We start from the raw sequence: 20362 nt of genomic DNA, 5'->3' as shown, positions 1-20362 counted from the left end.
TCGGCGTTTATCGACGCCGGCAATCCGCCGACATCAAAGACTCAACCAGTCGAACCCCGTTTCCTGCGTCGCGACCACCACTTCCGTCGGCGCCGCACCCAACACCGCGGCGACCGCCGCTTGCGCCAGTTCCGGCGAGTTGTTTTGCTGACTCAGATGCGCGGCGACCAGATGACGCAGCTTCGACCGATCGAGCGAAGCCAGGATTTCCGCCGCCGCGTCGTTGTTCAGATGCCCATGATTGCCGCCGATGCGCGCCTTCAACGAAGGCGGATAACGGCTCGTCTGAAGCATCTGCACGTCGTGATTGCATTCGAGAATCAGTGCATCGCACCCGCTCAGCACCTGACTGATATGCGGCGTAGACGTACCAACATCGGTCAGCACGCCCAGCCGTTGCGCGCCGTCCGACAGAACGTACTGCAAAGGCTCTCGGGCATCGTGAGGCACGGTGTAGGGCAACACGCTGAGATCGCCAATCGCAACCGCCTCATCGCCCCACAACACGTTCAGTTCGACATCGGCTTCGTCGGCGCCAACGGCGCGCGCCGTACCCCAGCTCATATACAGCGGGATCGACCACTTGCGCGCCAACGTCAGCGCGCCACCGATGTGATCGCTATGCTCATGCGTGATCAGGATCGCAGTCAGCCCGTCGGGCGCCGCGCCCAGACGCGCGAGGCGCCGCTCGACTTCCTTCGCCGAAAACCCGCAGTCGAGCAACACGCGCGTGGTCGTTGCACCGCTTTGTGCCTCGACCAGCAGCGAGTTGCCCTCGCTGCCGCTGCCGAGGCTGGCGAAACGCACCGCGCGCCTTAGTTCAGTTGCGCGTGAAGCAGCGACACGAGGCGCTGCGCGTCCGACGACGTATCCACCTGGCCATTTGCATCGACCACGGCAACTTGCGTCAGCGCATCGCCCTTCGAACGGACGTTGACGAGGAATTCATGCGCAGGCTTCTTCGACGGGCCGCTGTAGAACAGCTTGCCGAACAGCCCTTCCTTCTTCAGCTCTTCCATCGAATCGGCGTAGCGCACGTAGTAAATGCCCTTCGTGCGGTCGCGATTGTCGACCGTGAAGTTCGTGCGATCCAGCGCGAGGCCGACGCGCAACCACGCGCGGTCGAACGACTCCGGCAGATCGAGCGTCGCGCCGCCGTCCGACGCGTCGACCACCTTGGCCGGTTGCGTGGCCGGACGCGCGTCCGTCAGCAATTGCTTCGACTGTGCGTCGGTGAGGCCGAACTTCTGCATCAGCTTCGCGAGGAACAGCGCTTCGAGCGCCGGATCGCGCGGACGCTCGACCCAACGCGACGACGTCTTGTCCTGACCCGTCATCATTTCTTCCATCGCGCTGTGCGTGATGGAGATGTCCGTCGTGTCGCCCGGCATCCGCGAAACGAGCGTCCGGAAGCTGTCACGCGTGCCCGACGAATACGCGAAATCGATCACCTTGCCGACCGTGCGACGGAACCAGTCGTCCGGAATGTTCGCGCGGTTTTCGGCCCAATCGGTCGTCATGATGCCGGTTGCCGGCGCGTCGGATTTCAGCGCGAAACCGTTTTCCTTCCAGAAGTCCTGCAGCAGCGGCCACAGTTGTTCCGGCGAACGGCCGTCGACGACCAGCCAGCGGTGATCGCCGTCGCGTTCGATGTGCATGCCGAGCGGATCTTGCGTGGTCGGCTTGCCTTCGGACGCGTTGCCCGCCGCCGTCATGTTGCGCGGCGTGGCGCCGCCGAGTGCCAGCGTGGCCGGCGGTGCGATGTAGCGTTGATCGGTCGGCGTGGCTTGCAGATCGCTCGGAACGGCGAGCGGCGGCGCACTGCCCGCGACCTTGTAATTGACACGGTCCGAAGCGAACCAGTCGTTCAGCGTGTCACAGCCGGCGAGCGTCGCCAGGCCAAGCGCCAGCGCCGCCATGCGGGTTGCGTGGAGGGAAAGTGCGGAACGTTTCATGAGGGCCTTCGTGATGCTGGAACGCGGTGCCTGGTTCTATGCCGGGAACGTGGGCGATATCGACGTCGGTTAAAGGAATGCCGGTGAAAGGCTCGGCAACTGCGTAGACGATCGGCGTCGGGCCCGGCCGCGCGTGGCGGCGAGCCCGTCAGCCTGTTAGCCGAGCAATCCGGCTTCGCGCAACGCTGCGCGCACGACGTCGTGATAACGCACGTCGAGCGGCGTCAGCGGCAGGCGGATGCCGCCTTGCGCGCGACCCAGCTGCTGCAATGCCCATTTCGCCGGAATCGGGTTCGATTCGATGAACAGGTTCTTGTGCAGCGACAGAAGCTTCAGGTGAATCTCCCGCGCGGTTTTGGCGTCGGCTGCGAGCGCAGCCTTGCACAACTCGCTCATCGCGCGCGGCGCGACGTTGGCCGTCACGGAAATATTGCCATGGCCGCCGAGCAGCATCAGCGCGATCGCGGTCGGATCGTCGCCGCTATAGATGCCGAAATGCGCAGGCGCCGATTTGATCAGGTGCGCAGCGCGTTCGAGGTTGCCGGTGGCTTCTTTCACACCGACGATGCCCGGCACGTTCGCGAGGCGCAGGATGGTTTCGTTCGCCATGTCGGCGACCGTGCGGCCCGGCACGTTGTACAGGATCACCGGCAGATCGACCGTTTCGGCGATCTTCGTGAAGTGGCGGAAGATGCCTTCCTGGGTCGGCTTGTTGTAGTACGGCACCACTTGCAGCGATGCGTCCGCGCCGACCTTGCGCGCGTGTTCGGTGAGCTCGACGGCTTCGGCGGTCGAATTGCCGCCCGAACCCGCGATCACCGGAATACGACCGGCGACGTGCTCGACGGCCGTCTTGACCATCAGCACATGCTCTTCCACCGACAACGTCGCCGACTCGCCGCTCGTACCGACCACGACGAGGCCATTGGTGCCTTCGTCGATATGCCAGTCGATCAGTTTTCGGAACGCCGGCAGATCGAGACTGCCGTCTTCGAGCATCGGGGTGATGATGGCCGGAATGCTGCCGCGAATCTTGACGCCGTCGTTGCTTTCCATCTTGCTCTCACTGCCGCTTTGAATGCCGGTTTGAATGCCGTTAGTCATGAAACGCCATGAATTTAGATCAGTAAACCGCGATTGTAGCGGATTAGCCGGCCAACTCGTAACAACGGGGAAGCGAGTCGCCCGTCGGGTCGGTAAGCTGTTCCGCCTCCCGTATCGCGCAGATCCGCTGAATGTAGGCGGGACGCGGCTGCGCGAGAAAACCATCCTGAAATGCAATGACCCGCAACGCGGGCCGAACCACGTCCAGCAACTCGCCGGGCGCAAGTAAAAACGCCGGATTCGACGGCTTGCCGACGCGCTCGTTGCCTTGCGCGAAAGTCTCGTAGATCAAGACGCCGCCGGGCGCGAGCGCCGCCAGCAACTGCGGAAAAAGCGGCCGGTGCAGATAGTTCGTGACGATCACCGCCGCGAACTTCGTTTCGGCATCTTTCTGGCCTTTCACCGTGTCATGTTCTTGCGCCGACGAAGCCGTCGAAGGCGTTACCGAAGCCAATCCTGGCAACGGCCACGGCGCGTTTTCGAGGTCGGCGATGCGCGTCGTGATGCGCGGATCATCGGCCATCGCGGCGAGTGCGGCGGCGTCGCGATCCAGCGCCGTCACCGGATGCCCGCGCGACGCGAACCAGCGCGCATGACGCCCCGCGCCCGACGCGACATCGAGCACCGCGCCGCCCGGCGCAACCAGATGCGACCAGCGTTGCACCCAGCGCGACGCGTCGCCCGTTCCATGCGGCTGCGGAAAGCGCCCGGCCGCGGCGGTCGCAGCGGCCGGTTCGTCGGTTGTGGCGCGAGCGCCGTTTTCGTTATCCGGACACATATCGGCAGAGGCCATCGCGCTCAGTTGTACGACAGGCCCATTGCGTCACGCACGTCGCGCATCGTTTCCACCGCGAAGCGGCGCGCCTTGTCACAGCCGTCGGCGACGATCGCGCGCAGCAGCGACGGATCGTCCATGTACTTCTGCGCGCGTTCGAGCATCGGTTGCTGTTCGTGCAGAATCCCTTCGATCACCGGCTGCTTGCAGTCGAGACAGCCGATTCCCGCCGACCGGCAGCCCTGCTGCACCCATTCGTGCGTGGTTTCGTCGGTGTAGACCTGATGCAGCTGCCACACCGGACACTTGTCGGGATCGCCCGGATCGGTGCGGCGCACGCGTGCGGGATCGGTCGGCATCGTGCGGACTTTTTTCGTGATCGTGTCCGCGTTTTCGCGCAAGCCGATCGTATTGCCGTACGACTTCGACATCTTCTGACCGTCTAGGCCCGGCATCCGCGACGCCGCCGTCAGCATCGCCTGCGGCTCGACCAGAATCAGCTTGCGCGAGCCTTCCAGATAACCGAACAGCCGCTCCCGATCGTTCATCGACAGGCTTTGCGACTCCTGCAACATCGCGCGCGCCTGTTCGAGCGCCTCGTCGTCGCCTTCCTGCTGATACGCGTTGCGCAACTCGTGATACAGCTTCGAGCGCTTGCCGCCGAGCTTCTTGGCCGCATCGTTGGCCTTCTGCTCGAAACCCGGCTCGCGGCCGTACAGATAGTTGAAGCGGCGCGCGATTTCACGCGTCATCTCGACGTGCGGCACCTGATCCTCGCCCACCGGCACCAGCGAGCCGCGATACAGCAGGATGTCGGCGGCCATCAGCACCGGATAGCCGAGAAAGCCATACGTGGACAGATCCCGGTCCTTCAGCTTCTCCATCTGCTCCTTGTAGGTCGGCACGCGTTCGAGCCAACCGAGCGGCGTGCTCATACCGAGCAGCAACGCGAGTTCCGCGTGCTCGGGCACCTTGCTCTGGATAAACAGCGTGGCCTGCGCCGGATCGATTCCCGACGCGAGCCAGTCGATCAGCACATCCCATACGTTCTTTTCGATGACCTCGGGCGTTTCGTAATGCGTCGTCAACGCATGCCAGTCGACCACGCAGAAAAAACACGGGTATTCGGACTGCAACCGCACCCAGTTTTTCAGCACACCGTGGTAGTGGCCGAGATGCAGCGACCCGGTGGGCCGCATGCCGGAAAAGATACGGTCTGGGTACATGATTTTTATAGAAGCGAAACAAGGGGAGTCAGAATCGCCGTCACCGCGCCGTAGCCGAGCGTGACGAGCGGGCTGAGCCAGTAACGCGTGAGAATCCCGGTCATCACGAGCACCATCACGATCAGGAAACCGTAAGGCTCGATGCGCGACAGCGCGATAGCCTGACGCGGCGGCAACAGCGCGACCAGCACGCGCCCACCGTCGAGCGGCGGCAACGGGAACAGGTTCAGCACGCCGAGTACCAGATTCACGCCGACGCCGGCCGCGGCCATGCGCGTGAAGAACGGCTCATCGACGCCGCCCACCGCCAGCCCGACACCGACGACACCCCAGATCAACGCCTGAATGAAGTTGCACGCGGGACCCGCGAGCGCAACCCACAGACTGCCCCAACGCGGATTGCGCAGATTGCCGAACGAGACCGGCACCGGCTTCGCATAGCCGAACATGAATGCGCCGCTCGTCGCGAAATAGAGAATCAGCGGAATCGCGATGGTGCCGAGCGGATCGATATGGCGCATCGGATTGAACGACACGCGACCGAGCGCATATGCCGTGTTGTCGCCGAGAAGACGCGCGACATAGCCGTGCGCCGCTTCATGCAAGGTGATCGCGAAAATCACCGGCAGTGCGTAGACCGCAATAGTTTGTATCAGGGAAGAATCCATATCTCTCTATTGTAACAACGCCGTTGGGGACTTCCTCGCGCATCGGCGGGCTTTCGCGCGGCGCGTTTGAAACGCGGCGTTCACCGCAATCCGCTTACGCGGGTTCTTCGATTCCGAACGGCGCGAGGCTGCCGCGTCCGGCACGCACCAGCACCGCTTCGGGCCCGGTCAGATCGACGATGGTGGACGGCTCGCACGCGCACGCGCCGCCGTCGATCACCAGATCGAGCTGCTTCTCGAGACGGTCTCGGATTTCTTCGGGATCGTTCAGCGGCTCCGTTTCACCGGGCATGATCAGCGTCGTGCCGAGCAGCGGCTGGCCGAGTTCTTCGAGCAGCGCGAGCGTGATCGCATGATCCGGCACCCGCAAACCGATGGTCTTGCGCGACGGATGCGACAAGCGGCGCGGCACTTCCTTGGTGGCCTGAAGCACGAACACGTACGGACCCGGCGTCACGGACTTGATCAAGCGGTACTGGCGGTTATCGACCATCGCGAAATTAGCCAGTTCGGACAGATCGCGCACCAGCAGCGACAGCAGCTGACGCTCGTCGAGACCGCGAATCCGCCGCAAACGCTCGACGGCGTCCTTGTCGTCGAGGTGACAGGCGAGCGCGTAGCTGGAGTCGGTGGGCATCGCGACGATGCCGCCGTCGTTGATGATCTGCGCGGCCTGCTTGATCAGCCGCGGCTGTGGATTGTCTGGGTGAACGCGAAAATATTGGGACATGGCGATGTGATGAGGAATCGGACCCGCTCTTGATTTTGCACGTCAGCCGCTGACACCGGCCGATGCTTCGACCGCCGAACTTAACCGATGAAAACGCTCGCCTGAGTGGGCCAGCGAGCAGATCGACGACAACAGACGCAGAAAAAGTGCCGGCCGGAACGCGCGACGCGCGCGCCAGCGACGCGGCCGCCCGCGCACACCGTGATGCGCGAACCCCGCGCGGCGCGGCGATCCGGGCCTAGAGCCAGCGCTCCCAGACCGGCTTCAGATCGGGCGGCAATTGCGGCAGCGTGCCGATATCGACACGTCCTTCGTCCGCCGCGTGAAAATCCGATCCGCGCGATGCCTCGAAGCCGAAACGGCGCGCGACGTCCGCATATTCGCGATATTGGTCCGGCGTATGGCTGCCGGTGACGACTTCGATCGCCTTGCCGCCGAGATCGATGAATTCGCCGAAAAGCGCGTCAAATTCGAGCGGCGAGTATGCATAACGGCCCGGATGCGCGATCACCGCCTCGCCGCCGGCGGCCTGAATCCACCCTACCGCATCGGCCAGCTTCGCCCAACGATGCGACACGTAACCGGGCTTGCCGTCGCCGAGGTAGCGCGAAAACACGTCTTGGGCGGAACGCGCGTAGCCGGCATCGACCATGAACCGCGCGAAATGCGTGCGCGAAATCATGTCGGGGTTCGACACGTACTTCAGCGCGCCTTCATACGCACCCGGCACGCCGAGCGAGGCCAGCTGCTCGCCGATCGCTTCCGCGCGCGCCGCGCGGCCGTTACGCGTGCGCGCAAGCCCGTCGATCAGCGCGCGGCAATCGGGATCGACGTGCAGCCCGACGATATGCACGGTACGTGACGCCCACGTGACCGAAATCTCGACGCCCGCCAGATAGCCCATGCCAAGCGCTTCGGCCGCGGCGCGCGCCTCTTTTTGACCGCCGAGTTCGTCGTGATCGGTCAATGCCCACAACGTCACGCCGCCCGCATGGGCGCGGCGCGCAACGTCGGCGGGCGCAAACTGCCCGTCGGACACCGTGGAATGGCAGTGGAGGTCGGCGTTCATCGTCATCTTCGAAAAAGTCAGGGTTCATTTTACTGCAACGCAGTAAGCGAACGCGGCCGATTCACCACGAGCCAATCATCCCGGAAATCAGAAAATTTCTAAAAAGTTTATGCGCAAAACCCGTCGATCAACGCAGCAACCTGCTCCGGCTGATCGTGGTGGACCATGTGTCCGGCATCGTCGATGATTTTTTCGCGCCAGTTCGGAAACGCGCTGAAACGCGCCTTGAATTCGTCGAGCGGAATATCGCCGGCGATACTCGCGAGCGTCGGCGATCCGGCGGCTTCGATATGCAGCACCTTGGCCTGAACCTGCGACCACACCGCCATCACTTCGTCGAGTCGATACAGCGACGGCCCGCGCAGCTTGTGCGCAGGATCGGCGAGCAACATGTGACCGCCGTTGCCGTCCGGCTTCGACCAGTGTGCCGCGAGAAAACGCGCGCGCGACGGCGCGAGACGCGGATTGGTCTTGATCAGGCGAGCGGCGACGTCGTCCAGCGATGCGTAGCCGCGCAATTGCGGCGGCTCGCGCAATTCGTCGAGCCATCCGCGCAACCGCTTCGGCGCTTGCGAAGCCTTGCCCGGCGCCAGTCCGAAGCCTTCCAGATCGACCACCCGACGAACCCTTTCCGGCCGAACGCCCGCATACAGACAAACGATGTTCGCGCCCATGCTGTGCCCGACCAGGTTCACTTCGCCGCTCGGCGCGTAATGGTCGAGCAATGCATCGAGGTCGGCGACGTAGTCGGGAAACCAGTAGCTGCCGCCGCCCTGTGCCGCGACCGGCCAGCCGGACAAGCCGAAGCCGCGGCCGTCGGGTGCGATGACCTGCCAGTTGTCGCCCAACGCATCCACCACGAACTGGAACGACGCTGCAACGTCCATCCAGCCATGCAGCATGAACAGCGCGGGTGCGTCGCGGTGGCCCCAGCGCCGCACATGCAGACGCACGCCGCGCACATCGATGAAATCCGACTGGGAAGTGATCATGCGTCGCACGCCTCAGAAAAGAATGATCGTTCGATTATAACGAGACAAGCGATTTGCGCGAGTGGGCCGGATCGAGGCGCGGTTCGGTTTTAACGCGAACAGCATGGCAGCGCGCCAGCGCGCACTGCCCGATGCGCAAGCCGCCGGGCGTCGTCGCGCTGGATGGACTATGCATCCGCGTTGTCGGCGTCCTGAGACAGCCCGGCGAGCGCTGCGAGTTCCTGCTCGTCGAAGCCCGCTTCGCGGCGTGCGTCGAAATTGAACGGGCCGCGCAATTTCGGCGCGTGATACTCGTTTGCAAGACGCAGATACGTGACGTGCGGATCGTGACCGTGCTGGTCGCACAGAAACCGGAACCATCGGTTGCCGATCAGCACGTGGCCGATTTCGTCGCGCAGGATTACGTCGAGAATCGCCGCCGACGCGTGATCGCCCGCCTGCTGCAAGCGCGCGCGGATCGGTGGCGATGCGTCGAGGCCGCGCGCTTCGAGCGTGCGCGGCACCAGCGCCATCCGCGCCAGCACATCGACGCGAGTGCGTTCGCACATGTCCCACAAGCCGTCGTGCGCGGCGAAGTCGCCGTACACATGGCCGAATTCCGCGAGTCGCGCGCGCAGCAACGAGAAGTGATGCGCTTCTTCGGCCGCGACTTTCAGCCAGTCGCCATAAAAATCGACGGGCATGCCGGAAAAACGCCAGACGGCGTCGAGCGCGAGATTGATCGCGTTGAACTCGATATGCGCGAGCGCGTGCAGCAGCACGGCGCGGCCTTCCGGCGATTGCATGCCGCGTCGCCGGAGCTGACGCGGCTCGACCAGTTCCGGCTTTGGCGGACGGCCGGGCAAACCGGCTGGTTCGTCGAACGCGGCGGACGGATCGCACTGCGCGTGGCCATCGAGCCAGCGCGCATACAGCGCGCGGACCGCGTCGGCCTTGACGACAGGCTCGTGCTCACGCAGCGCGTCGAGCGCGGCACGCCGGATGCAGGTCACGTGCGACGAGGCGGATTCAACGGAATCGGAGCAATTCATTCGTGAAGGACAGATGGGCCGGAAGGCGCCAGACGAAAGGGATATGTCCACCGGCGACACACCGCGACATGCGGCCCGGCGGACGATGCACACAACCGTTTACAATACAAGATTCGAACACGCAGCGAGCAACACCGAACACTCGACAGCGCCGCCCGCGCGCATCGCGCCGGACTTCGCGGCATCGCCGTCACCCCCAGCATATTGACTGACCGACAGGAGACACTGTGGCAATTTACAAGCTTGGCGATTCGGCCCCGACGATTCATGAAAGCGTATTCGTCGCCGACACCGCGACGATCATCGGCGACGTGACGCTCGAAGAAAATGCGAGCGTGTGGTTCGGCGCCGCGTTGCGCGGCGATAACGAGCCGATCCGGCTCGGCAAGGGCAGCAACGTGCAGGAAAACGCGGTGTTGCACGCAGATCCCGGCTTTCCGCTGACGATCGAAGCCAATGTCACCGTCGGCCATCAGGCCATGCTGCACGGCTGCACGATCAAGGAAGGATCGTTGATCGGAATTCAGGCGGTGGTCTTGAATGGCGCGGTCATCGGCCGCAACTGTCTGGTTGGCGCGGGCGCCGTCGTCACCGAAGGCAAAGTGTTTCCCGACAACTCCCTGATTCTGGGCGCGCCGGCCAAAGTGGTCCGCGAACTGTCGGAAGCCGACATCGCCGGGTTGCACCGTGCCTCTGCTGTCTACGTCGAGCGGCGCGAATATTTCAAGGCGCAGCTGGTGCGCATCGGCTAATCCGCCGACACGCACGCTGCCCCATTACCGAAGGAAAAGTTGTGAACGACCAGTTGCAAAAATTCATGTTCAGCGCGGCGCCGGTGCGCGGCGAGATCGTTTCGCTGCAAAACACATGGCAGGAAGTGCTGACGCGGCGCGACTATCCGGCGCCCGTGCGGACAATCCTTGGCGAAATGATGGCCGCGTGCGCGCTGCTGTCGGCCAATCTGAAGTTCGACGGCACGCTCGTGATGCAGATTTTCGGCGACGGTCCGGTGAAGATGCTGGTCGTCCAGTGCAGCTCCGACCTGTCGATGCGCGCGACCGCCAAGTTCTCCGGCGAAGCGGACGCCACCATCGGTGACGACACGACGCTGATCGAACTCGTCAACGCGAGCGGCCACGGCCGTTGCGTGATTACGCTCGATCCGCGCGACAAGAAGCCTGGCCAGCAGCCGTATCAAGGCATCGTGCCGCTGTCCGGTCTCGACGGTCCGCTGAAGTCGATGAGCGAAGTGCTCGAGCACTACATGCATCACTCGGAACAGCTCGACACGCGGTTGTGGCTTGCCGCGAACACCGAGCGCGCAGTCGGCATGCTGCTGCAAAAGCTGCCCGGCGACGGCGGCATCGTCCCGCATCCGGGCGATCTCGACACCGACACGTGGGCGCGTGTGTGCACGCTCGGCAGCACGCTGTCGCAAGACGAACTGCTGAAGGAAGAACCGGAAACCCTGTTCCGCCGTTTGTTCTGGCAGGAAAACGTCCAGCATTTCGAGCCGGCGAAAACGCGCTTCGAATGCTCGTGCTCGCGCGAGAAAGTCGGCGCGATGCTGAAAATGCTCGGCCGCGAAGAGGTGGATAGCGTGATCGAAGAACGCGGACACGTCGAGATTCACTGCGAGTTCTGTAATCAGCGGTACGAATTCGACCCGGTCGATGTGGCGCAACTTTTCAGCGCCAACGCGCTCTCAGAAGGTGTGTCGCCCGCTGCCGACCAGCGACATTGAGACGCGTCAAAGCGCGCGGCCGGATCCGCACCTGCGTGTGCGGCCGCGCGGTATTGTTGAACATTGGACGGCGCCGGCATGCCCATGCGGCGGCATCGTGCGATGGAGGCCATGATGAACACCCATAATTTCGTGCTCACGCTGCGCAACCGTATGCCAACGCGGACGCTGACGTTCGCGCTGGCGGCGGGCAGCGTCGTGTTGTCGGCGTGCATGATGGATCCGCCGGGTCCGTCGCCGATCTACAGCCGTCTGCCGTCGGATCAAACCACGGCAGGCGCGCGTCCGTTGACACCCGACGAGCGCAAGCAGTACGACGCGATCGACCGTGAGGTGCTGGCCGAGCAAAATCAGGCCATTGCCAACGACGCAGCAGCGCAGGCATGGGCGCGCTACTACACGCCGCCTGTGACCGTCTACGGCAGCTATTACAGCGGTGGCGGCTGGGGCCGCGGTTGGGGCACCGGCGTCGGTTATGGTTGGGGCGGCGGATACGGCCCGGGCTGGGGCTGGTAAGCAGCCTTTAGCCGTTGCTTCGAACCGCCCGATCGCGGTTGACGCAGATTGGCGGCTCGCAGAAAAGAAAAAAGGCGCGGTTTTCACCGCGCCTTTTTCTTGCTCTCCCAGGCTCCGCCCTCTTAATGTGCGGGTTTCTTTTCTTTGGCGTTCTTGCTCGCGGCGTGCTTGCGCTCGGGCTTCAACCGCGATTCCGGCGTCGGCACCACACGCAGCGGTGCAGCCGAAACTACACCGCGTGTGGACGTATCCGACGGCGCCGAATTCGCATTCGACGTCGGCAGCGGCGCATTCGGCGATACGAACTGCACGAACACTTCGCTGTCTTTCACCATGCCCATTTCGTAGCGCGCCCGCTCTTCGACGGCGGCCGTGCCGTTCTGCAAATCCTGTACTTCCCCTTCGATCCGCTCGTTACGCACCTTCGCGTCGGCGTTCTTCTGCAGCTGCTGCGCGAGTTGTCCCTGCAATTCATGGACGCGCAACCAGCCGCCGTGACCCCACCAGAGCGGGTACTGGATCATCGCCAGCAGAACGATCAGAACGACAGTGACAAGCCGCATGAAGTTAGCGCACTAAATACGCGCCGCCCTGCGCTATACGCAGGGCGGCGGGCTGAATCAGGAACGAAGGTGAATGACCGCATGACCGGCACGCTGCGAGCATAGCGCATGCGACACGCTGCTGCGAACGGCCATGGCGATCAATGCAGCGCTCAACGGAGGTTGTAGAACGCCGACTTACCCGGATAGCTGGCGATATCGCCGAGGTCTTCTTCGATACGCAGCAACTGGTTGTACTTCGAGATGCGGTCCGAGCGCGACAGCGAACCCGTCTTGATCTGACCGGCGTTCAGGCCAACCGCGATATCGGCGATGGTCGAATCTTCGGTTTCGCCCGAGCGATGCGAGATCACAGCCGTGTAGCCAGCGCGCTTGGCCATTTCGATTGCCGCGAAGGTTTCCGTCAGCGTACCGATCTGGTTGATCTTGATCAGGATCGAGTTCGCGATGCCCTTATCGATGCCTTCCTTCAGGATGCGCGTGTTCGTGACGAACAGATCGTCGCCGACCAGCTGAATCTTCTTGCCGAGTTTTTCGGTGAGGGTCTTCCAGCCGACCCAATCGCTTTCGTGCATGCCGTCTTCGATCGACACGATCGGGAACTTGTCCGCGAGCGTTGCCAGATAGTCGGCGAATTCCGTCGACGACAGTTGCAGGCCTTCGCCCGCCAACTGGTACTTGCCGTCGTGGTAGAACTCGCTGGCGGCGCAGTCGAGCGCGAGCAGCACGTCTTCACCGGCGCGGTAGCCGGCTTTTTCGATAGCTTGCAGGATCGTGGACAGGCATTCGTCGTTGCTGCCGAAGTTCGGTGCGAAGCCGCCTTCGTCGCCCACTGCCGTGCTCATGCCGCGGTCGGCCAGGATCTTCTTCAGCGCGTGGAACACTTCGGCGCCGCAGCGCAGTGCTTCGCGGAAGGTCGGCTGGCTCACCGGCACGATCATGAATTCCTGGATGTCCAGGCTGTTGTTCGCGTGCGCGCCGCCATTGACGATGTTCATCATCGGCACCGGCAGTTGCATCGCGCCCGAGCCGCCGAAGTAGCGATACAGCGGCAGACCGGCTTCTTCAGCCGCAGCCTTCGCGACAGCCATCGACACGGCGAGCATTGCGTTCGCACCGAGGCGCGACTTGTTGTCGGTGCCGTCGAGTTCGAGCAGCGTCTTGTCGAGGAAGGCTTGTTCGGAAGCGTCGAGACCCATGATCGCTTCGGAGATTTCGGTGTTGATGTGCTCGACCGCTTTCAGGACGCCCTTGCCGCCGTAGCGACCGGTCTCGCCGTCGCGCAGTTCGATGGCTTCCCGCGAGCCGGTCGATGCGCCCGACGGCACCGCAGCGCGGCCCATCGTGCCCGACTCGAGCAGCACGTCGCATTCGACGGTGGGGTTGCCTCGCGAATCCAGAATCTCGCGACCAATGATATCTACGATAGCACTCATGGTTTCCTCAAGAAATGACGTTGAATTCTTACGGTGAAACAGCCTTGAGTCGCGTCCGCGCAGTCTCCACTCGACGCGTCATCCGCAGCGCAACGCTGCCCGACGACGGCCCGCTTCCGACGACCCTCGGCTCACGCCGCGCGGCACCTTGCGGCACGGCGCGGCTTGCACATCAGTTGAAATCGCTTTCGAGAAACGGCGCGCGCTTCACGGCCTGATCGAGCGTAACGAGCGTCTCGAGCAGTTCGGCCATACGATGCAGCGGCACCGCGTTCGGACCGTCCGACATGGCTTTCGCCGGATCCGGATGGGTTTCCATGAACAGGCCCGACACGCCCACGGCGACAGCCGCGCGCGCCAGAACCGGCACGAATTCGCGCTGGCCGCCGGAGCTGGTGCCCTGCCCGCCCGGCAACTGCACCGAGTGGGTGGCGTCGAACACGACCGGCGCGCCGGTCTCGCGCATGATGGCGAGCGAGCGCATATCCGAGACGAGATTGTTATACCCGAACGACACGCCGCGTTCGCACGTCATGAAGCGGTCTTCCGACAGACCGGCTTCACGCGCAGCGTCGCGCGCCTTGTCGATCACGTTCTTCATGTCGTGCGGCGCGAGGAACTGGCCTTTCTTGATGTTGACCGGCTTACCCGAACGCGCGCACGCGTGGATGAAATCGGTCTGACGGCACAGAAACGCCGGCGTTTGCAGCACATCGACCACCGACGCGACCTGTTCGATCTCGTGTTCCGCGTGAACGTCGGTCAGCACCGGCAAACCGAGTTGACGCTTCACTTCGGACAGGATGCGCAGACCTTCGTCCATGCCCAGACCGCGAAACGACTTGCCGCTGCTGCGATTGGCCTTGTCGTACGACGATTTGTAGATGAACGGGATATTCAGCTTCGCGCAGATTTCCTTGAGCCGACCCGCCGTGTCGATCGTCATCTGTTCCGATTCGACGACACAGGTGCCGGCGATCAGGAAAAACGGCTTGTCGAGGCCGATTTCGAAATCGCCCAGTTTCATGCTTGCTCCTCGCCGCGGTCGCCTTTGTACGCACGCGCCGCTTCGACAAACGACTTGAACAACGGATGACCGTCACGCGGCGTGGACGTGAATTCCGGGTGGAACTGAACGCCGACGAACCACGGGTGCATCGAACGCGGCAGTTCCATCATTTCCGGCAGATCTTCGCTCGGCGTATGCGCGCTGATGATCAGGCCTTTCTCTTCGAGCTGCGGTACGAAGCGGTTGTTGACTTCGTAACGGTGACGGTGACGCTCGTTCACGTCCGCGCCGTAGATCTCAGCCGCCATCGTGCCGGGCTTGATCGGGCAGCGTTGCGAACCGAGACGCATCGTGCCGCCGAGATCCGACTCTTCGTCGCGCTTCTCGACACGGCCTTCGCGGTCGTACCACTCGGTGATCAATGCGACGACGCGATTCGGCGTGGTCTGATCGAACTCGGTGCTATTCGCGTCCGTCAGGCCTACCGCGTGACGGGCGAACTCGATGACGGCCAGCTGCATGCCGAGGCAGATGCCGAGATACGGCACTTTCGCTTCGCGGGCGTACTGGATCGCCTTGATCTTGCCTTCGGTGCCACGACGACCGAAGCCGCCCGGAACCAGCACGGCGTCGAGATGCTTGAGGCTGTCGACACCATTGGTTTCGATTTCTTCCGAATCCAGGTATTCGATGTTGACCTTGGTCGACGTGTGGATCGACGCATGGCGCAGCGCTTCGATCAGCGACTTGTACGACTCGGTCAGATCGACATACTTGCCGACCATGCCGATCGTCACTTCGCTCTTCGGGTGTTCGAGCTTTTCGACGAGGTCGGACCACATCGACAGATCGGCCGGCTTCGGCGTGAGCTTCAGCTCTTCGCAGATGATCTCGTCGAGGCCTTGATCGTGCAGCATCTGCGGAATCTTGTAGATGCTGTCGGCGTCCCACACGGAGATGACCGCGTCTTCCGGCACGTTCGAGAACATCGAGATTTTCGCGCGCTCGTCGTCGGGAATGCGGCGGTCGGCACGGCACAGCAGCACGTGCGGCAAGATGCCGATTTCACGCAGCTTCTGCACGCTGTGTTGCGTAGGCTTGGTCTTGAGTTCGCCGGCCGTGGCGACCCATGGCACCAGCGTCAGGTGCACGAAGCACGCACTGTTGCGGCCCATGCGCAGGCTCATCTGACGGGCGGCCTCGAGGAACGGCAGCGATTCGATATCGCCGACCGTACCACCGACTTCGACGATGGCGACATCCGGCTCGCCGCACGTCGCGGATGCCGCGCCGCGTTCGACGAATGCCTGGATTTCGTTCGTGATGTGCGGGATGACCTGCACCGTCTTGCCGAGATAATCGCCCCGGCGTTCCTTGCGGATAACCGATTCGTAAATCTGGCCGGTGGTGAAGTTGTTGGCCTTGCGCATCTTCGTGCTGATGAAGCGCTCATAGTGGCCAAGGTCGAGGTCAGTCTCCGCGCCGTCTTCCGTGACAAACACTTCGCCGTGTTGAAACGGACTCATCGTGCCGGGGTCGACGTTGATGTACGGATCGAGCTTAAGGAGGGTGACTCTGAGACCGCGCGATTCGAGGATCGCGGCGAGGGAAGCGGCGGCAATACCCTTGCCGAGGGAAGAAACTACGCCGCCGGTGACGAAAACATATTTGGTCATCGCTGGATGCTCGCGGGAAAAACGGATTATACCGTAAAGGCCGTTCCCGACCCAGCAAAATGCGCGAGCCGCGAGTCGATTCGGCACCCTTTTTCAGCGGACATTCGCAGGCAACGGAATGCACCGGGCCGCACGGCGCGCGCCCCTGATCCAAAGTACTTCCAGCGCACTTCCAACGCACTTCTCACCCGCAATCCGCAGCGGAATCCCGACACATCCAGCGCCCATCCACGACGGAATGACGCACTGGTTCACCGCACTGTCACGCACGCCGCGCCAGTTCGTGCAGCATTCGCTGCACCGCCCGCGCCGTTTCGAGCGGCTTTTCCATCGGGTACAGATGACTGCCCTCGATCCACTCGATGTCGCCACCGGTCGCGCGACGCGTCGCGGCGAGACCGCACTGCCGCACTTCCTTCGAATGCGTACCGGCGATAAATCCGACCGGCACCGGCGCGCCGCGCGCAAGCCGCGCGCCGAGCGTATGCGGCAACGTCTTGTAGATCTGATATTCGGTGCGGCGGTCGAACGCGAGCGTGCGCGAACCGTCGGGCGAGCTTTGCGGCATCCCGAACTCGATATAGTCGGACAGCATCCGCTCGTCCCAGCGCGCGAACGCCGGCTTCGAATGAAAATGGCGCCATGCTTCGTCGCGGCTCGCCCATTGCGTCCGGCGCGTGCGGGTCGCAGCGGCGGGCGATAGCCGTTCGTCGAGCCCCGTCCATTGCGAGATCCGCAACACGCTGCTGCGCCATCCGTTGATCACCGGCGAGTCGAGCATCAGCACGCCCTTGACCCACTGCGGCTTCTTCAGCGCGGCCATCAGCGACAGATAACCGCCCAGCGAATGCCCGACCAGCCACACCGGCCGCTCGTAACGACGCTCGACGTCGTCGAGCAGTTGATCGACCAGATGCGGCCAGTCCTGCGTGACCGGAAACCGCGGATCGTGACCGATGCGTTCGATATGGCGCAGTTCGTAGTCGTCGGCCAGCTCGGCGAAAATGGTCCGGTAGGTGGACGCGGGAAAACCGTTCGCGTGCGAGAAGTGGATGATGTTTTTCAACTGTTGTTGTCTCCATTCTGTTTTATGCCGCGCGGCGCTGGACCCGACCTCGACCGGCCGCCCGAGCGCGCCCGCTGCCACCGAAACGAACCGGTCAGCGGTCCATCCAGTAACGCCGGTGGGTCTCGCGATAGCGCGAAATCGACAGCGTTGCGCCCTGCGCATCGATGCTGACCGCGCCGTCGGAATCGCTGCGCGCGAGCGGGATTTTCCGCGCAAGATAACGTTCGAACACGCCCGCTTGCGGATGATGAAAACGGTTGCGATAGCCTACCTGAAATAGCGCGACGAGCGGCCCGATCGCGTCGAGGAAGGGCTCGGTCGACGACGTCCTGCTGCCGTGATGCGGCACGACCAGCACGTCGGCGCGCAACGCATCGCGATCGCGGGCGAGCAACGTGCGCTCGGCGGGCGCTTCGATGTCGGCGGCGAGCAGCGCGCTAATTTCGGGCGCTTGCCGCGGCACGGATTGCCGCGTGGCTAGAGGCTCGCGCGCGAGGTCGCGTCGAGCAGCCGCGTCGTCCGCTGTGTCTACCGCCACGGTTTTCACGCGCAACACGCAACAATGCGCGTTCGGCTTGCTGGTGAGCGGTCCGGCGTCCGGCCAGAGCATCGCAAATTCGACGCCGTCCCATTGCCAGCGCTGCCCCGCCACGCATCGCACGGTGGTGGCGCCGAGCGTGCGCGCGCGCGTCCACAGCGGATGGTCCGGCGGCAACGCGCCGAGCAGTTGCGCCACCCCGACCCCATCGAGCACGGCCGGCGCACCGCCCGAATGATCGGAGTCGGCATGACTGACGATCAGCGTATCGAGCGTGTCGATCCCTCTTGCCTGCAGATACGGCACGACGATCCGCTCGCCCGCGTGTGTCGACTCGGGCCCCGGACCCGCATCGAACAACAGCGTGTGATGCGCGGTTTCGATCAGCACCGACGACCCTTGCCCGACATCCAGCGCAGTCAGACGGAACGCCCCCGTTGACGGCGCGGACGACGGCGGCATCAACAGCGGCAGCCAGGTCAGCGGCGCGGCCCAGCGCAACGGCCAGCCCTTCGGCGCCAGGCACCAGATCACGCCGAGCGCGGCCGCAGCCAGCGTCCAGGCGCCAGGCTGCGCCACATGCCACAGCGTCCATGACGGCCCCGACACATGCTGCAAACCGCGCACGAGCCACGTCAGCATTCCGTGCGCGCTGCGCCACGCATAGGCATCGAGCGGTTGCGGCAGCGCAATGCCGGTCAGCACGGCCGGCGTGACGAACAGACTGACCCACGGAATCGCGAACGCATTCGCGAGCGGTCCGATCAGCGGAATCTGAGAAAACCAGTAGACGGTCAGCGGAGCAAGCGCGATCGTCACCGCGAACTGCACGTGCGCGGCGCTATGAATGCGCTCGAATCCTGCGCGACACCATCGCCCGGACACGTCGCGCCAACGGCGTAACAGCGGCAGACGAACGTCATGCTCCGGTGTGTCGTCGGACGATGTCCGGTGCACACGGCGCGGCCGTCCCGACAACGCAAACAGGATCGCTGCGACCGCACAGAACGACAGCCAGAAACCGGGCGCCACCACCGCCCACGGGTCGATCAGCAGCACCAGCCCCAACGCCCACGCCAGCACCAGCGAAGACGCAACGCTGCGTCCGCTGACGAAGGCCAGCGCCACCACGCCGAGCATCCACAACGCGCGTTGTGCCGGCACGTTGAAACCGGCCAGCGCGGCATGCGCCGCCGCGAACAGCGCGCCGACCGTGACCGCGACATACGGCGCGGGCACGCGCAATGGCCAGTCGCGGCCGATAAAACACGAGCGCCGCCACAACGCGCCGGCCAGCCATCCTGCGAGTCCTGCGGCAAAGCCGATATGCAGCCCGGAAATCGCCACCAGATGACTCGTGCCGGTGCGGCGCATCAGTTGCCAGTCGGTGTCGCGGATGTCGTCCTGCGCGCCCACCGACAGCGCGACGACGATCCCGCGATGCGGCGCATCGCCCAGCACCTCGCCGATCCGCGCGCGCAAGCTCGCGCGCCATCGATCGATCGCGACCGCGAATCCGGTGGCCCGACCGGCGAGCCGTGTGGCGCTCGAGAGATCGGCGACATAGCCCGTCGCGCGGACATTGCGCGCGAGAAGCGCCGCTTCCGGATCGCGCACACCGGCGTTCGCGTTGCCATGCGGCCGCTTGAGCCGTGCCGTCAGGTTCCAGCGTGCGCCGGGTTCGAGTATGGGCGGCGGCACGCCGTCATCGGACGGACGCCACGACAGTTGAACGATGCGCGGAAAATCGGGCAATCGCGGATGCGTCGAATCGACGACGAACAGGAAACGCGCGCCGCCCGCCTCGTCGCGAGACGGCAAGCCTTTGATGCTGCCCGTCAACCCAATGGAACGCCCTTCCCATTCGAGCGGCAAGCTGCGTACAAGACGCCATTCGGCCCGCGCTGCGGCGTAGCCGAAACCTGCGCATGCGGACGCCGTCCACAGTGCCGTCCACACCACGCACACACGCCACCGGCCAAAGCGGAAAATACGATCCAGCACGCGCCCGTGCGCGTCGCAAACGACCGCCCCGGCGCTTTCACGCGACAGCCACGCAGCCAGCACCGCGCCGCCCACGCACCCGCCGACCAGCGCGCACCACGCCAGGGCGCCCGGCAACATCGGCTGACGCTGCAACGCAAACACGCCCAACGCAAATCCACACAACACAGCGCGCATTTTTCCTCCGCCCGGCAATGCCAATAGCCGGGCGCAGACGAAGTGCGTGCAGGTTGGGAATGGATAACAGCAGCCGCATC

At 63.9% G+C, this 20362-nt stretch carries 19 protein-coding genes; 3 read left to right on the top strand and 16 right to left on the bottom strand.

Going from position 1 to position 20362, the window contains the following annotated elements:
- Window positions 1–33 precede the first annotated feature (33 nt).
- From PW947_RS26485 to PW947_RS26440, 10 genes are all read right to left on the bottom strand, one after another.
- Window positions 34–807, bottom strand: a complete 774-nt coding sequence (locus PW947_RS26485) for an MBL fold metallo-hydrolase (RefSeq protein ID WP_299635339.1) — start codon at window positions 805–807, stop codon at window positions 34–36.
- 8 nt (window positions 808–815) lie between these two features.
- On the bottom strand, window positions 816–1955 hold the full coding sequence (gene bamC, locus PW947_RS26480; protein ID WP_299635338.1) for an outer membrane protein assembly factor BamC: 1140 nt from the start codon (window positions 1953–1955) through the stop codon (window positions 816–818).
- Window positions 1956–2111: 156 nt separating this feature from the next.
- Window positions 2112–3059 carry a 4-hydroxy-tetrahydrodipicolinate synthase gene (gene dapA / locus PW947_RS26475; protein ID WP_299635337.1) on the bottom strand — a complete coding sequence of 316 codons (948 nt, stop codon included), beginning with the start codon at window positions 3057–3059 and terminating at the stop codon, window positions 2112–2114.
- A 43-nt stretch (window positions 3060–3102) separates the two neighbouring features.
- Entirely contained in the window at window positions 3103–3852 is a 750-nt protein-coding gene (locus PW947_RS26470) for an SAM-dependent methyltransferase (protein ID WP_299635336.1), read from the bottom strand.
- A 5-nt stretch (window positions 3853–3857) separates the two neighbouring features.
- On the bottom strand, window positions 3858–5060 hold the full coding sequence (locus tag PW947_RS26465; protein ID WP_299635335.1) for a tryptophan--tRNA ligase: 1203 nt from the start codon (window positions 5058–5060) through the stop codon (window positions 3858–3860).
- A gap of 5 nt (window positions 5061–5065) precedes the next feature.
- On the bottom strand, window positions 5066–5728 hold the full coding sequence (locus PW947_RS26460) for a site-2 protease family protein (RefSeq protein WP_299635334.1): 663 nt from the start codon (window positions 5726–5728) through the stop codon (window positions 5066–5068).
- Window positions 5729–5822: 94 nt separating this feature from the next.
- Window positions 5823–6458 carry an L-threonylcarbamoyladenylate synthase gene (locus PW947_RS26455; protein WP_299635333.1) on the bottom strand — a complete coding sequence of 212 codons (636 nt, stop codon included), beginning with the start codon at window positions 6456–6458 and terminating at the stop codon, window positions 5823–5825.
- Window positions 6459–6696: 238 nt separating this feature from the next.
- Entirely contained in the window at window positions 6697–7527 is an 831-nt protein-coding gene (locus PW947_RS26450; RefSeq protein ID WP_299635332.1) for a 3',5'-nucleoside bisphosphate phosphatase, read from the bottom strand.
- Window positions 7528–7634: 107 nt separating this feature from the next.
- Window positions 7635–8519, bottom strand: coding sequence for an alpha/beta hydrolase (locus PW947_RS26445; RefSeq protein ID WP_299635331.1), 885 nt, complete (start codon window positions 8517–8519; stop codon window positions 7635–7637).
- Window positions 8520–8686: 167 nt separating this feature from the next.
- Window positions 8687–9550, bottom strand: coding sequence for a ferritin-like domain-containing protein (locus PW947_RS26440; protein WP_299635330.1), 864 nt, complete (start codon window positions 9548–9550; stop codon window positions 8687–8689).
- A 227-nt stretch (window positions 9551–9777) separates the two neighbouring features.
- Between PW947_RS26440 and PW947_RS26435 the strand changes: the two genes are divergently transcribed.
- The 3 genes from PW947_RS26435 (at window position 9778) to PW947_RS26425 (ending at window position 11810) form a co-directional block, all read left to right on the top strand.
- Window positions 9778–10302, top strand: coding sequence for a gamma carbonic anhydrase family protein (locus tag PW947_RS26435; protein WP_299635329.1), 525 nt, complete (start codon window positions 9778–9780; stop codon window positions 10300–10302).
- 41 nt (window positions 10303–10343) lie between these two features.
- Complete coding sequence (gene hslO, locus PW947_RS26430) at window positions 10344–11294, top strand: Hsp33 family molecular chaperone HslO (protein ID WP_299635328.1); 951 nt, start codon at window positions 10344–10346, stop codon at window positions 11292–11294.
- Window positions 11295–11447: 153 nt separating this feature from the next.
- Window positions 11448–11810, top strand: coding sequence for a hypothetical protein (locus PW947_RS26425; RefSeq protein ID WP_299636028.1), 363 nt, complete (start codon window positions 11448–11450; stop codon window positions 11808–11810).
- A 122-nt stretch (window positions 11811–11932) separates the two neighbouring features.
- Here PW947_RS26425 and ftsB read toward each other — a convergent pair whose 3' ends face one another.
- From ftsB to PW947_RS26395, 6 genes are all read right to left on the bottom strand, one after another.
- The gene (gene ftsB / locus PW947_RS26420) at window positions 11933–12373 is read right to left on the bottom strand and encodes a cell division protein FtsB (protein WP_299635327.1); all 441 of its coding nucleotides are present in this window, start codon (window positions 12371–12373) and stop codon (window positions 11933–11935) included.
- Between the two features lie 152 nt (window positions 12374–12525).
- Window positions 12526–13809: a phosphopyruvate hydratase gene (gene eno, locus PW947_RS26415; protein ID WP_299635326.1), complete on the bottom strand. Its 1284-nt coding sequence runs from the start codon at window positions 13807–13809 to the stop codon at window positions 12526–12528.
- A 172-nt stretch (window positions 13810–13981) separates the two neighbouring features.
- Window positions 13982–14836 carry a 3-deoxy-8-phosphooctulonate synthase gene (gene kdsA / locus PW947_RS26410; protein ID WP_299635325.1) on the bottom strand — a complete coding sequence of 285 codons (855 nt, stop codon included), beginning with the start codon at window positions 14834–14836 and terminating at the stop codon, window positions 13982–13984.
- On the bottom strand, window positions 14833–16494 hold the full coding sequence (locus tag PW947_RS26405) for a CTP synthase (RefSeq protein ID WP_299635324.1): 1662 nt from the start codon (window positions 16492–16494) through the stop codon (window positions 14833–14835). Before PW947_RS26405 ends, kdsA begins: the two co-directional genes overlap by 4 nt.
- 262 nt (window positions 16495–16756) lie before the next feature.
- Complete coding sequence (locus PW947_RS26400) at window positions 16757–17560, bottom strand: alpha/beta hydrolase (RefSeq protein WP_299635323.1); 804 nt, start codon at window positions 17558–17560, stop codon at window positions 16757–16759.
- Between the two features lie 94 nt (window positions 17561–17654).
- The gene (locus PW947_RS26395; protein ID WP_299635322.1) at window positions 17655–20282 is read right to left on the bottom strand and encodes a DNA internalization-related competence protein ComEC/Rec2; all 2628 of its coding nucleotides are present in this window, start codon (window positions 20280–20282) and stop codon (window positions 17655–17657) included.
- Window positions 20283–20362: the final 80 nt, after the last annotated feature.

Source organism: Paraburkholderia sp., assembly GCF_028283785.1.
Lineage (GTDB): Bacteria > Pseudomonadota > Gammaproteobacteria > Burkholderiales > Burkholderiaceae > Paraburkholderia.
Note: the sequence above shows the minus strand (reverse complement) of the source record. Positions and strands in the feature narration are given on the sequence as shown.

Coding starts and splice junctions, on each gene's coding strand:
- bamC (WP_299635338.1), bottom strand. CDS start 1,955: ATGAAACGTTCCGCACTTTCCCTCCACGCAACCCGCATGGCGGCGCTG.
- dapA (WP_299635337.1), bottom strand. CDS start 3,059: ATGACTAACGGCATTCAAACCGGCATTCAAAGCGGCAGTGAGAGCAAG.
- PW947_RS26405 (WP_299635324.1), bottom strand. CDS start 16,494: ATGACCAAATATGTTTTCGTCACCGGCGGCGTAGTTTCTTCCCTCGGC.
- PW947_RS26395 (WP_299635322.1), bottom strand. CDS start 20,282: ATGCGCGCTGTGTTGTGTGGATTTGCGTTGGGCGTGTTTGCGTTGCAG.
- kdsA (WP_299635325.1), bottom strand. CDS start 14,836: ATGAAACTGGGCGATTTCGAAATCGGCCTCGACAAGCCGTTTTTCCTG.
- PW947_RS26440 (WP_299635330.1), bottom strand. CDS start 9,550: ATGAATTGCTCCGATTCCGTTGAATCCGCCTCGTCGCACGTGACCTGC.
- PW947_RS26425 (WP_299636028.1), top strand. CDS start 11,448: ATGCCAACGCGGACGCTGACGTTCGCGCTGGCGGCGGGCAGCGTCGTG.
- eno (WP_299635326.1), bottom strand. CDS start 13,809: ATGAGTGCTATCGTAGATATCATTGGTCGCGAGATTCTGGATTCGCGA.
- PW947_RS26445 (WP_299635331.1), bottom strand. CDS start 8,519: ATGATCACTTCCCAGTCGGATTTCATCGATGTGCGCGGCGTGCGTCTG.
- ftsB (WP_299635327.1), bottom strand. CDS start 12,373: ATGCGGCTTGTCACTGTCGTTCTGATCGTTCTGCTGGCGATGATCCAG.
- PW947_RS26470 (WP_299635336.1), bottom strand. CDS start 3,852: ATGGCCTCTGCCGATATGTGTCCGGATAACGAAAACGGCGCTCGCGCC.
- PW947_RS26465 (WP_299635335.1), bottom strand. CDS start 5,060: ATGTACCCAGACCGTATCTTTTCCGGCATGCGGCCCACCGGGTCGCTG.
- PW947_RS26450 (WP_299635332.1), bottom strand. CDS start 7,527: ATGAACGCCGACCTCCACTGCCATTCCACGGTGTCCGACGGGCAGTTT.
- PW947_RS26455 (WP_299635333.1), bottom strand. CDS start 6,458: ATGTCCCAATATTTTCGCGTTCACCCAGACAATCCACAGCCGCGGCTG.
- PW947_RS26460 (WP_299635334.1), bottom strand. CDS start 5,728: ATGGATTCTTCCCTGATACAAACTATTGCGGTCTACGCACTGCCGGTG.